The organism is Buttiauxella cochleicola, from assembly GCF_021282405.1.
Classification (GTDB): Bacteria; Pseudomonadota; Gammaproteobacteria; order Enterobacterales; family Enterobacteriaceae; genus Buttiauxella; species Buttiauxella massiliensis.
This window is the reverse complement of sequence record NZ_JAJSOU010000007.1, coordinates 173,467-185,230: the sequence shown is the minus strand read 5'-3', so window position 1 is coordinate 185,230 and position 11,764 is coordinate 173,467. Positions and strand designations below refer to the sequence as shown.

The following is an 11,764-nucleotide window of genomic DNA, read 5'->3' as shown; positions in this document are numbered from 1 at the left end:
TTAAATTGAAGGAAGGGATAAGCAAAGGGGTGCCACCATGGTGGCACCCGCAGATATCAGAAAATCATTTTAAACACGCCAGTCACGACCAGTAAGCCAATAATAAAGATAATCAAAACTGCCCATAGAATAATTTTCATCAATGCTTCCTATTTTATGACTAGTGTTTAAAGAGTATAGGCAAGGATGGAAAACGCGGGGGGAGTGACCTCCCCTTGGGCAGAAAATGAGAATAGTTGAAGGCAATTAGATAAGTGGTTTACGCGCCGCCAGCAGGAAAATCATTGGGCGTTCTTTTTCTTCATCAAGCGCTGGGTTTTGCGCGATTTGCTCGGCACTCGGGCCCCACTCATCAAGTTTCTCGATGACAAACCCACTAGCAATGAGTGCGTTTATCCAGCTTGAAAGCTTGCGATGCTGCTTTTTAACACCGTCGGCAAACCAGTTACTGATGCGCTCGCCCTCTTGCTGATAGTGATTCACTGGCCAGGATTTTTGTCCGTTCTGGTCAGATAGCCAACCCTGCTGTAGCGGTGCGGTATAAATCGGATGTTCTGCAGAGAACACCAGCATACCGCCAGGTACCAGTGTCTGATAAAGCGTGGCAAAAAGCGCAGGAATATTTTCCAGATAATGCAGCGCCAGCGAGCTGTAAAACAGATCAACGCTTTGTGGCTCAAGCTGCAATTGCTCGAGATCTTCACGGCGAAAAACAATATCTTCGCCAGTTGTCATCTCCCGAGCCTTCTCCAGCATTTTTACTGAGACATCCAGCCCTAGTACATTTGCTGCACCCTGGTCATGTGCGTAACGGCAAAACCAGCCGTAACCGCAGCCTAAATCTACTACTGTTTTTCCCTGTAGCGCAGGAAGTAGCTTTTGCATGCTTGGCCATTCAGGTGCGCCATCCAACCCTTTAATCGAGCGGTCTAGCGTGGCGTATCCTTCAAAAAATGCGGGGTTATCGTAGATATTTTGTGTCATTGCAACTCCTGTTCGCAAAGCCGTAATTGGCAGGCTATCAGCAGGTAGAAATCTGCGTTGCTGAGCTGATAGTGAGACATTGAACTGCTCAAAGTATACCTTTAGAAAATCCATGCCTCTGGCTGTAATTTCATTCTTTCTGTAACCATAACCAGAAAAGCAAAGCTGCCGCACTGATTCCTGCACCTAACGCGCATACTGCGTACCAACCCCAAAGTGAGTAAAACTGGGTTGAGGCGATGGCGCCCAGTGCGCTACCCAAAGAATAAAAGCACATATAGGCCCCGACCAGGCTGCTGTGTGCATTAGGTCTTGCGGAAAATATAAGGCTCTGGTTTGTCACGTGTACCGCTTGTACGGCGAAATCCAGCACTATGACACCAACAATTAGTAACAGGAGGGATCTTTCGGCGAATGCAATGGGTAACCAGGAAAGCAGCAATAAGGTCAGTGATAACCCCGTAGTACGTTGTCCCATGCCCCGATCGGCCCACTTCCCGGCTTTTGACGCAGCTAATGCCCCAGCAATACCTGCCAGGCCAAACATACCTATTTGAGTATGTGAGAGCGATTGCGCGCTTAGCGGTAATACCATGGATGTCCACAATACGCTGAAAGCGGCAAAAATAAGCAGGGCAAATATCCCTCTGGCTCTTAGCGTTGGTTCAGTTATAAAAAGCATAAATACTGACTTTATCAGCACCCAATAAGAACTCTTAACCCGTGGCTGTGGCAAGGAGGGGATTGCTTTGTAAAGTACGCCAGCCATCATCAGCATGAGGCAGGCAGAGCTCAAATACACGGCACGCCACCCCGCAAGGTCGGCAATGACACCTGATGCAAAACGAGCCAGGAGAATGCCCAGTACCACTCCACTTGTCACAGCACCGACGGCTTTTCCTCTCTGATGTGCTGCCGCCAGCGAAGCCGTATAGACCACCACAATCTGAACGACTACTGCCATTAGTCCGACAAAAACCATCGCCCCCAGAAATGTTGCCCAGTTTTGAGAGAAACCAGCAATGAACAATGCTGTCGCTAAAAGCACCATCTGGGTAATGACGAGATATTTACGATTAACGATATCGCCAAGGGGAACGATAAAAAGTAGGCCAGCCCCATATCCGACCTGAGTCATTGTCACAACCATACCGATCGCAGCGGACTGTACGCTGAAGCTTTTTGCCATAGATTCGAGGAGAGGCTGCGCAAAATAAACATTCGCGACGGCAAGCGCAGACGTCAATGAAAAGAGAAGTGTTAGAGCTGGTGTTAACAAAGGAGCAGCCTGCGCGTGGTGTTGACTATTATTTTCTGTTTTAGAAACAGTACTGCCGGCTGTTATTTCTGTTTTAACGACTGATACGACTGGTTTCATATTCATAACTCATTTCCAGTGACATTGTGGTTGCTTTTAGCAACCAGATTATTTGTTTTTATCAGTGGTGGTTTTATTTTGCAACCAGTTTGTTATGCGATTATGCTCTCGAAATATAAGTACGCGATTAAAAGGAAGCTCAAATGGCTAAACAGGAATCACTCACAGGCAGCGAATGCCCTGTCGCAAGGACTTTAGAGGCGATTGGCGAGCGATGGTGTTTGATGATAATTCGCGAGGCATTTGACGATGTTCGCCGGTTCAGCGAGTTTCAGAAAAACCTGGGTCTGGCAAAAAATATTCTGGCTGTGCGGTTGAAGCAGTTGGTCGAACTTGGGGTGCTTGAGATACGTCCAGCTTCAGATGGTAGTGCCTATAAAGAATATGTGCTCACAGAATGCGGACGTTCCGTCTTTCCTATCGTTGTTGCTATGCGCCAGTGGGGCGAGCGCTACATGTTCGAAAAAGGAGAGACGCACTCTGTGTTGCTGGATAACGAGCTTGAACAAACCATTTTGCCACTAGAAGTGCGTTCCGCTCGGGGTAAAAAACTCGAGCCCGGAGACTGCCACAGACGCCTGGTGGTCAAAACCGAAAACAGCGCCTAAAGAATATGTAGTAACTATGATTATATTTAGCATGGTAATAATAATTGATGTAAATCAATTTCAAATTGTATCCCTTATTAACCTTATGTGTATTGCCACTGATACCTAAACTTTTCAGTCCCGGAATGCGTAACCTGAGCCCTTTCTATTATTCTGTGGCTAATTATGACTTCCTCACGTTTCCCTCTCGCGGCGACTGGCGTCGCGTTAATGCTCGTTTTGTCTGGCTGCGCGCCAATGCATGATGACGATGCACCTCTCGCTCAAAAAACGCCTCCACAACAGCTTGATACCAAACTTCCGCCTGAGTTGGCACACGGTTGGCCGGGCAGTGATTGGTGGCGTGGTTACCACGATAGCCAAATTGACAGGTTGGTAGAACGCTCGCTCAAAGACTCACCAGACCTCGCCGTCGTGCAACAGCGTATTAAGCTTGCCCAGGCTCAGACGCAAATGCAGGAGGCAAGCGACGGTCCGCAGATGGATTTCTCAGCTAACATTGAGCGTCAGAAAATGTCCCAGGAGGGGGTGATGGGGCCCTTTGCTCTGACTGATCCAGCCGCAGGTACTACAGGCCCGTACTACACCAACGGTAACTTTGGGCTGACCGCCAGTTGGGATCTGGACTTGTGGGGTAAAAACCGCTCGGAAGTGGAAGCTAAAGTGGGTGTCATGAGGGCGAAGCAGGCGGAGTTGGCCCAGGCAAAACAGGTTATTTCGGCAAATGTCGTGCGTTTGTATTGGGATATGCAGACCCTGTTGGCATTAAAAGATTTGAAACAACAAACACTTGCTGCGCAGAAGAAGATAGTTGATGTAGAGACAAGCCTGTATGCCGAAGGGATTAACTCATCGGTGGACGGCGTAGAACCCAATATCGATTTCGTGAAAACTCAGCAGCAGATTGATGAAATAGATGGGCGTATCAACATGGCTAAAGCGCAGCTCGCCGCAATTACCGGTGACGCCCATGCCGCATCAAATATTAAACGTGTACCGCTGCCTAGCGTGAAAAGCCAGGTACCTGATCATATGGGTTATGAACTGTTGGCTCGTCGCCCAGATCTTCAGGAGGCGCACTGGTACATCGAATCCTCACTGAGCAGTGTTGATGCCGCAAAAGCCGCTTTCTACCCGGATGTAAACCTGAGTGCCTTCTTGCAAAATGATGCTCTGCACTTGAGTGATTTGTTCCGCGGTTCCGCTCAGCAAATGGGCGTGATTGGGGGCTTTACGCTGCCCATCTTCGACAGCGGCCGACTCAATGCCAATCTCGATATCGTGCGCGCGGAAAGTAATTTGTCGATTGCCAGCTACAACAAAGCTGTTGTTGGAGCGGTAAATGATGTGGAGAAAGCAGCAAGCCAATTGAATGCTATTGCGGCTGAAAACCAGCACCAGGTTACCGTTTTGCAAGGCACGCAAAAACTCAAGACGCTTGCCCAAGCTCGTTATAAAGCCGGTATTATTTCCGGTGCGAAGATGAGTGCCGCGTTGCTGCCAGATCTCTCCGAGCAGGCCAAAGCCATTCAGCTCCACGGCCAGTGGCTGAACGCTGATGTGCAGTTAGTCTCTGCATTAGGTGGGGGTTATCGGGCAGGAAAAGCGTAACGAACACGGATTTTTCTCCACCTCCTATAATTACGTACAGGTCAAAATGTACTCTGGAGGTGGTGATGTCTGGGGCTAATAAAGTCGTTATCGTCACGGCGTCGGATTCAGGAATTGGCAAAAAATGCGCGCTGCTTCTCGCGCAGCAAGGCTATGACGTGGGTATCACCTGGCATTCCGATGAACAGGGTGCGCAAGAAACAGCAGACCAGGTCAGGGGGTACGGGCGACGAGCCGAAACTGTACAGCTTGATTTAGCCAACCTGCCTGACGGAGCCGCAGGTATTGATGAACTGATTAGCCGTTTCGGACGTGTCGACGCGCTGGTGAATAATGCGGGTGCGATGAGCAAAAATCCTTTCCTTGATGTCACTCTCGAAGAGTGGCGTAAGCTTTTTACTGTCGATGTAGACGGCGCATTTCTCTGCTCGCAAAAAGTGGCACGGGCGATGATTTCGCAAGGTGAGGGGGGGCGAATCGTGAATATCACCTCTGTTCACGAGCACACGCCGCTTCCTGAAGCCTGCGCGTACACGGCGGCAAAACACGCGTTGGGTGGGTTAACTAAATCAATGGCAATGGAGCTGGTGCACCATAAAATCCTGGTCAATGCCGTGGCTCCTGGGGCTGTCGCCACGCCGATGAACGACATGAAAGAAGGCGACGGTGCGGGGAGCAAAATACCGGAAATCCCACTAGGGAGAGCGGGGGATACCGAGGAAATAGCCAGCCTGGTTGCATGGCTTTGTTCAGAAAGTGCCAGCTACACCACCGGACAATCGTTTATCGTCGACGGTGGTTTTATGTTTGCCAACCCGCATTTCAAACCGAAAGGTTAGTCTTGCTGATTATTCTCGCGGTGTTTAAACCACAATCGCACCAGCCACACTAAGGCGACCACGCCGAGCAACCAAATCCAGTGCTTAACATGTTGGTCCAGGTTATGCAGCCATGGGCCAACGACTTCACCGCCCACATATCCGAGCGTGGTGAAAAGCGTTGCCCAAATTAATGCGCCAACGATGTTAAGAGGGAGGAATATTTTCGGGGGTAGGCGGCTGGCACCGATCAAAATCGGCCCAATCACCCGAAAACCGTACATAAAGCGTGAACCAATTACAAACCAGTAAGGGTGGCGGTTAATCAGCTTCTGCGCCTTAGTGATCTTCTTCTGATGCCTTTTAAAACGCTCTGAAATCGTGCCACCAAAACGCCTGCCAACCAGATACAGCAGTTGGTCGCCAATCATGCCGCCGAGCGCGACAGACAGCACCACAAGCGGGAATTTGAGCAACCCCTGGTGTGCTACAACGCCGCCTAGCAGTGTAATTGTTTCCCCTTCCGCCATGCTACCCACAACCAGTGCGGCATAGCCGTAATGCTCAATCAGATTATTAATATCCACAATGATGAATCTAACTCCTTGTTCTTTTACAACAATAGTATAGCGGTTGTTACGACACTTCTGTGTTTTGGCGTGGTGCAAGTCACAAAAGCACTACAAATAACAGGGGTTAAGTTGTTTATGTGAACTCATTCAAATTCTATTAATAACAATTGGTTTAATTTCAATTCGCAAAAATAAAACGATGGTTTAATTAATAAAGTACATTATTTCACAAGAAAGGATGCCTAATGTCTAAAAAATTGCTCCCTTTGGTTACGGGTTTATGTATCACCGGTGCCGCAATATTGTTTACTCCTTCTGTTTTAGCACAAGTTATTAAAGCAGCTGATGTTCACCCGGCAGGTTACCCGAATGTTGTTGCAGTAGAGAAAATGGGTGAAAAGCTTAAGCAACAAACGAACGGTAATCTGGAAATTAAAATGTTCCCTGGCGGTGTACTGGGTGATGAAAAACAGATGATTGAACAGGCACAAATGGGGGCAATTGACATGATTCGTGTATCAATGGCACCTGTGGCAGCCATTCTCCCGGAAATAGAGGTTTTTACCCTACCGTATATTTTTGAAAATGAAGATCACATGCATAAAGTGGTTGATGGAAATATAGGTAAAGAAATCGGTGATAAAATTACCAATAACCCTAAATCAAAATTAGTATTCCTCGGCTGGATGGATTCCGGTACGCGTAATTTAATAACTAAAAAACCTGTTGTAACGCCAGAAGACTTAAAAGGCATGAAAATTCGTGTCCAGGGTAGCCCGGTCGCATTGGCGACGTTAAAAGCGATGGGGGCAAACTCTGTTTCTATGGGCGTGAGTGAAGTGTTTAGTGGCATGCAGACCGGTGTAATAGACGGTGCTGAAAATAACCCACCAACATTTGTGGCGCACAACTATATGCCAGTATCGAAAAACTACACTCTGAGCGGCCACTTTATTACCCCTGAAGTATTCCTCTATTCCAAAATAAGATGGGACAAACTCAAGCCGGAAGATCAACAAAAAATCCTGACCCTCGCCCGTGAAGCGCAGTTTGAGCAGCGTAAGCTGTGGCAGGACTACACCCAGAAAGCAGTTGATAAAATGAAGGCAGGTGGGGTGACCTTCCATGAAATTGATCGCTCTTACTTCATTAAAGCCACGGAGCCTGTACGCCAACAATATGGTGAAAAACATCAGGCGTTAATACAGGCGATTGCCGATGCAAACAAGTCTTAGTTTTTAAACTTGACCTAATTAATTACTCTTAATTTATACACTCATCAGTACCCTGCCGGAAATATTCTGGCAGGTGCTGAGTTTTGTGAAGGTGGCGTATGGCTCGTTATTATTTACCATGGATGGATCGGCTTTATTTAACGGCAATGGCAGTTTCGGGTATTGCATTATTAACTATGACAATCATTATCCCCATCGGTATATTCTCGCGTTATGTCCTTAATCGTGGGGAGTCCTGGCCTGAGCCAGTCGCAATTATTTGCATGGTGACATTTACCTTTATTGGTGCCGCAGTTAGTTATCGTGCAGGTTCCCATATTGCGGTAACGATGATGACGGACAGGCTTCCAGACTTTATGAAAAAACTCTGCGCACGTCTGGTGGATATTTGCATGCTCTGTATGACCTTGACCATGCTTTATTACAGCTTTTTCCTATGTCTGGATTTATGGGACCAACCGGTCGCTGAATTCCCTATTGTTACCTCAGGGCAAACCTATTTACCTTTGCCTATTGGCGCATTTGTTTTATTGCTGTTTATTATCGAGCGGCTGGCATTTGGCTCTCAGGAGCAGCGCCCGGTGGTATTAATTGGTAACCACGGTTAATAACAAGGAGTCATTATGGACGCATTTATTTTATTAGCCTCTCTGGGAATATTACTGGCAATCGGTGTGCCAGTTGCCTTTGCCGTAGGTTTAAGTGCTATTGCCGGGGCATTATGGATTGATTTACCTTTAGAAGCGTTAATGATTCAAATAACCAGCGGGGTAAATAAATTTACTTTGTTGGCGATCCCTTTCTTTATTCTTGCCGGGGCGATAATGGCAGAAGGCGGTATTGCTCGTCGTCTGGTTAATTTTGCCTACGTATTCGTTGGCTTTATTCGTGGCGGGCTGTCGCTGGTTAACATCGTTGCTTCAACTTTCTTCGGTGCAATTTCAGGATCTTCTGTGGCAGATACCGCATCAATCGGTACGGTAATGATCCCTGAGATGGAGAAAAAAGGTTACCCGCGAGCTTATGCCGCTGCCGTGACAGCGAGTGGGTCGGTGCAGGCGATTTTGGTTCCACCAAGCCATAACTCGGTGATTTATTCACTTGCTGCGGGCGGTACGGTGTCGATTGCCACACTTTTTATTGCAGGTATTGTACCCGGCTTGTTGCTAGGCCTTTCGTTGATGCTGATGTGCTTGTTCTTTGCTCATCGTCGCGGTTATCCGAAAGGTGAACGTATTCCGATGAAGCAGGCATTTAAAATTCTGCTGGATGCGTGTTGGGGCCTGATGACTGTGGTCATTATTCTGGGGGGCATTTTATCTGGTGTTTTCACTGCTACTGAATCTGCGGCTGTTGCCTGTCTTTGGGCATTCTTTGTGACCATGTTTATCTATCGTGACTACAAATGGAGCGAGTTACCAAAACTTATGTTCCGCACGGTAAAAACGGTCACTATCGTAATGATACTTATCGGTTTTGCATCCGCTTTTGGCGCAGTAATGACCTACATGCAGTTGCCAGCGCGTATCACTGAATTCTTCACCTCAATTTCTGATAACAAATACGTCATTCTTATTTATATCAATATCATGCTGTTGCTGATTGGCACGCTGATGGATATGGCACCAATTATCCTGATTTTAACACCTGTGCTTCTGCCAGTGACAAATGCGCTGGGTATCGACCCGGTACACTTTGGGATGATCATGATGGTTAACCTGGGGATCGGTTTAATTACGCCACCTGTCGGTTCAGTGCTGTTTGTCGCCAGTGCGGTGAGTAAGCAGAAGATAGAAGAAGTGGTGAAATCGATGCTGCCGTTCTATGCCATTCTGGTGCTGGTATTGCTGTTGGTAACTTATGTTCCGGCTATTTCACTGTGGTTGCCACGTTTCATGGGGATGATGTAATCACCTGAGAAAGCACACCGCCAGCATGGGCGGCGTGCTTTCTTGCTTATTGCTGCTCAGGTCGGAAATTTACCGACTTTTGTTTAAGCCAACGCTCACCTAAAGACAGTATCACTATCAATACAAACCCCGCTCCGCTGAATAAATGTAGTGAATACACCACTTTTGAGAACAGATGAGCCATAAAAATGAACGCCAGATATTTTCAGGTGATTAAAAAACAATCAAGCCGCTGTGCATTATACTTTGACTGTGCTCAATCGATTTTTTTGGCATGTCAGGAGGCGTTATGAGTCATGTCTGGGGGCTTTTTTCCCACCCTAATCGTGAAATGCAGGACATAAAACGCGAGAACGAAACGGTAACGCATCACTACACTCACCATGTATTAATCATGGCGGCCATTCCGGTTATCTGTGCGTTTATTGGCACAACCCAAATTGGCTGGAATTTTGGTGATGGTACCTTCGTTCAATTATCGATGTTTAACGGATTCTATTTAGGCGTACTGTTTTATGCCCTGATGCTGGCTGGTGTGGCCGTCATGGGGCGAGTCATCTGGTGGATGGCGCGTAACTACCCGCATCGCCCGTCGCTTGCTCGTTGCATGGTGTTTGCAGGTTACGTAGCAACTCCGCTGTTTATCAGCGGTTTAGTCGCATTGTATCCATTGGTGTGGTTATGCGTGCTGGTAGGGGCCGCAGCCCTTATTTACACCGGATACCTGTTGTATGTGGGTGTACCTGAGTTTCTTGGCATCAACAAAGAAGAGGGGATGAGTTTTTCCAGCTCAACACTCGCCATCGGCGTGCTGGTGCTTGAGGTACTGTTAGCCCTGAGTGTTATTCTTTGGGGTTATGGTTATCGTCTATTCTGATAATTGTTACGAATCAATAGTGGCAGGTTTCAGGGGCGTCAGCGTATTATGCTGGCGCCTCATCTATTCATACGCGCTGTGAAGAGATTCGAAGGGCACATTATTTTTTTGAATACTTACAGAAGTGTCACCATGCCGACAAAAATTCGTCTTTCGTTGCTCAGCCTTGCGCTGATGATTGCCGTACCATTCGCTTCCCAGGCTGCGAATAAAACCGCCGTACAACAGGTCAGTGCCGGGCAAGAGATCGCCTCTGGTAGTGCCATGATCGTCGATCTGCAAACCAATAAAGTTCTCTATTCCAGCCATCCTGATCTGGTACGCCCGATTGCCTCAATTACCAAATTGATGACAGCAATGGTGGTGCTTGATGCGAAGTTACCGATGGATGAAATGCTGAGTGTCGATATTAGCCAAACGCCGGAAATGAAAGGAATTTATTCCCGCGTACGCCTGAATAGTAAAATCGACCGTAAAGACATGATGCTGTTGGCATTAATGTCTTCAGAAAACCGTGCGGCAGCGAGCCTGGCACACCATTATCCTGGTGGCTATAACGCATTTATTCGCGCCATGAATGCGAAAGCAAAATCTCTTGGAATGACCCATACGCGTTATGTTGAACCGACCGGGCTTTCGATTCACAACGTCTCTACAGCGCGCGACTTGTCTAAGCTGCTGATTGCCTCTAAACAATATCCGATGCTCGGTCAGCTGAGTACCACCAAAGAAGATATGGCGACCTTTGCCAACCCGCCGTATACGCTGCCGTTCCGTAACACCAACCATTTGGTTTATAACAACAAGTGGAATATTCAACTGACTAAAACCGGCTTTACTAACAATGCCGGACATTGTTTAGTGATGCGCACCATGATTAACAATCGACCGGTGGCATTGGTGGTGTTGGATGCGTTCGGGAAATACACCCACTTTGCGGATGCAAACCGTCTGCGCAACTATCTGGAAACCGGCAAGGTGACGCCAGTTCCGGGCTCGGCCCTGGCTTATAAAAAGCAAAAAGCTGCGCAAATGGCGAGCAATAGTACGCAGAGTAATGCGCTTGACGATTAAGGCAAATCAAACGATACCCTAAATAATTCGAGTTACAGCAAGGCGGCAAGTGAATGAGTCCCGATTAGCTTAGTGAACTAAGTGATTCGGGCGAATGAGCGTAGCCAACAAAGCTGCAACTTGAAGTATGACGTGTATCAGGGCAGCGTCCGATCTCCATCATTGAGCGGACGCTGCATAATCAACGTATCGCGCCATGCGCCGAGCTTGAACCCCACACTTCGCAACAACCCGGCCACTTCAAAACCCAACTGCTTATGCAGATGACACGAACCCGTGTTGTTTTCACCATCGCCAATAATCGCCACCATTTGCCGCCACGGGCCTTGCTCACAGCGCTCTATCAACATAGTCAATAACTCACGCCCTACACCTTGCCCTGTCATGCTGGCGTCGATATAAACAGAATCTTCAAGCGTGAAACGGTAAGCAGGGCGCGGACGATAAACCGTCGCGTAGCAATAACCCACCACAATGCCGCTATGCAAAGCCACCAACCACGGCAACTCCTGAGCGCGAACGGCTTGCATCCGTTCAGCCATTTGAGCTTGTGTCGGGGGGATTTCCTCAAAAGAACCCCGGCCATGCAGTACATGCCATTCATAAATAGCAGTGATGGATGGGATATCATCGTTAGTGGCATCACGAACCTGTATCCGAGCGGACGGCATTGTTTCGAGGACTGACATTTCTCGCT

General features: G+C 47.8%; 13 protein-coding genes. 8 read left to right on the top strand and 5 right to left on the bottom strand.

What is annotated here, in order from left to right:
* Positions 1-56 precede the first annotated feature (56 nt).
* The 3 genes from yohP to LVQ79_RS11805 all read right to left on the bottom strand — a co-directional run bounded on the left by yohP (position 57) and on the right by LVQ79_RS11805 (position 2,263).
* On the bottom strand, positions 57-140 hold the full coding sequence (gene yohP / locus LVQ79_RS11815) for a small membrane protein YohP (protein WP_072009412.1): 84 nt from the start codon (positions 138-140) through the stop codon (positions 57-59).
* A 106-nt stretch (positions 141-246) separates the two neighbouring features.
* A complete protein-coding gene (locus tag LVQ79_RS11810; protein ID WP_232865075.1) occupies positions 247-984 on the bottom strand; it encodes a class I SAM-dependent methyltransferase in 738 nt (245 codons plus the stop codon).
* 130 nt (positions 985-1,114) lie between these two features.
* Entirely contained in the window at positions 1,115-2,263 is a 1,149-nt protein-coding gene (locus LVQ79_RS11805; RefSeq protein WP_232865152.1) for an MFS transporter, read from the bottom strand.
* Between the two features lie 242 nt (positions 2,264-2,505).
* Between LVQ79_RS11805 and LVQ79_RS11800 the strand changes: the two genes are divergently transcribed.
* The 3 genes from LVQ79_RS11800 to LVQ79_RS11790 all read left to right on the top strand — a co-directional run bounded on the left by LVQ79_RS11800 (position 2,506) and on the right by LVQ79_RS11790 (position 5,420).
* Positions 2,506-2,970: a winged helix-turn-helix transcriptional regulator gene (locus tag LVQ79_RS11800; RefSeq protein WP_232865074.1), complete on the top strand. Its 465-nt coding sequence runs from the start codon at positions 2,506-2,508 to the stop codon at positions 2,968-2,970.
* Positions 2,971-3,135: 165 nt separating this feature from the next.
* Positions 3,136-4,581, top strand: a complete 1,446-nt coding sequence (mdtQ, locus tag LVQ79_RS11795) for a multidrug resistance outer membrane protein MdtQ (RefSeq protein WP_232865073.1) — start codon at positions 3,136-3,138, stop codon at positions 4,579-4,581.
* Positions 4,582-4,646: 65 nt separating this feature from the next.
* Entirely contained in the window at positions 4,647-5,420 is a 774-nt protein-coding gene (locus tag LVQ79_RS11790) for an SDR family oxidoreductase (RefSeq protein ID WP_232865072.1), read from the top strand.
* Here LVQ79_RS11790 and LVQ79_RS11785 read toward each other — a convergent pair.
* On the bottom strand, positions 5,417-5,986 hold the full coding sequence (locus LVQ79_RS11785; RefSeq protein ID WP_232865071.1) for a DedA family protein: 570 nt from the start codon (positions 5,984-5,986) through the stop codon (positions 5,417-5,419). The two genes, LVQ79_RS11790 and LVQ79_RS11785, sit on opposite strands and share 4 nt — an antisense overlap.
* A gap of 230 nt (positions 5,987-6,216) precedes the next feature.
* On the opposite strand from LVQ79_RS11785, the gene LVQ79_RS11780 reads away from it, so the two are divergent.
* From LVQ79_RS11780 to pbpG, 5 genes are all read left to right on the top strand, one after another.
* Positions 6,217-7,206: a TRAP transporter substrate-binding protein gene (locus LVQ79_RS11780; protein WP_232865070.1), complete on the top strand. Its 990-nt coding sequence runs from the start codon at positions 6,217-6,219 to the stop codon at positions 7,204-7,206.
* Positions 7,207-7,304: 98 nt separating this feature from the next.
* Positions 7,305-7,814, top strand: a complete 510-nt coding sequence (locus tag LVQ79_RS11775) for a TRAP transporter small permease (RefSeq protein ID WP_232865069.1) — start codon at positions 7,305-7,307, stop codon at positions 7,812-7,814.
* 15 nt (positions 7,815-7,829) lie between these two features.
* On the top strand, positions 7,830-9,116 hold the full coding sequence (locus tag LVQ79_RS11770; RefSeq protein WP_232865068.1) for a TRAP transporter large permease: 1,287 nt from the start codon (positions 7,830-7,832) through the stop codon (positions 9,114-9,116).
* Positions 9,117-9,405: 289 nt separating this feature from the next.
* Positions 9,406-9,993: a Yip1 family protein gene (locus LVQ79_RS11765; protein ID WP_064517294.1), complete on the top strand. Its 588-nt coding sequence runs from the start codon at positions 9,406-9,408 to the stop codon at positions 9,991-9,993.
* 132 nt (positions 9,994-10,125) lie between these two features.
* Positions 10,126-11,067, top strand: coding sequence for a D-alanyl-D-alanine endopeptidase (pbpG, locus tag LVQ79_RS11760; protein WP_232865067.1), 942 nt, complete (start codon positions 10,126-10,128; stop codon positions 11,065-11,067).
* Positions 11,068-11,204: 137 nt separating this feature from the next.
* Here the strand turns inward: pbpG and LVQ79_RS11755 are convergent, their stop codons facing one another.
* Complete coding sequence (locus LVQ79_RS11755) at positions 11,205-11,756, bottom strand: GNAT family N-acetyltransferase (protein ID WP_232865066.1); 552 nt, start codon at positions 11,754-11,756, stop codon at positions 11,205-11,207.
* Positions 11,757-11,764 lie beyond the last annotated feature (8 nt).

Bases quoted from the DNA above. Each gene is read 5' to 3' on its own strand.
- yohP (WP_072009412.1), bottom strand. From the start codon at position 140: ATGAAAATTATTCTATGGGCAGTTTTGATTATCTTTATTATTGGCTTA.
- LVQ79_RS11810 (WP_232865075.1), bottom strand. From the start codon at position 984: ATGACACAAAATATCTACGATAACCCCGCATTTTTTGAAGGATACGCC.
- LVQ79_RS11800 (WP_232865074.1), top strand. From the start codon at position 2,506: ATGGCTAAACAGGAATCACTCACAGGCAGCGAATGCCCTGTCGCAAGG.
- mdtQ (WP_232865073.1), top strand. From the start codon at position 3,136: ATGACTTCCTCACGTTTCCCTCTCGCGGCGACTGGCGTCGCGTTAATG.
- LVQ79_RS11790 (WP_232865072.1), top strand. From the start codon at position 4,647: ATGTCTGGGGCTAATAAAGTCGTTATCGTCACGGCGTCGGATTCAGGA.
- LVQ79_RS11780 (WP_232865070.1), top strand. From the start codon at position 6,217: ATGTCTAAAAAATTGCTCCCTTTGGTTACGGGTTTATGTATCACCGGT.
- LVQ79_RS11775 (WP_232865069.1), top strand. From the start codon at position 7,305: ATGGCTCGTTATTATTTACCATGGATGGATCGGCTTTATTTAACGGCA.
- LVQ79_RS11770 (WP_232865068.1), top strand. From the start codon at position 7,830: ATGGACGCATTTATTTTATTAGCCTCTCTGGGAATATTACTGGCAATC.
- LVQ79_RS11765 (WP_064517294.1), top strand. From the start codon at position 9,406: ATGAGTCATGTCTGGGGGCTTTTTTCCCACCCTAATCGTGAAATGCAG.
- pbpG (WP_232865067.1), top strand. From the start codon at position 10,126: ATGCCGACAAAAATTCGTCTTTCGTTGCTCAGCCTTGCGCTGATGATT.
- LVQ79_RS11755 (WP_232865066.1), bottom strand. From the start codon at position 11,756: ATGTCAGTCCTCGAAACAATGCCGTCCGCTCGGATACAGGTTCGTGAT.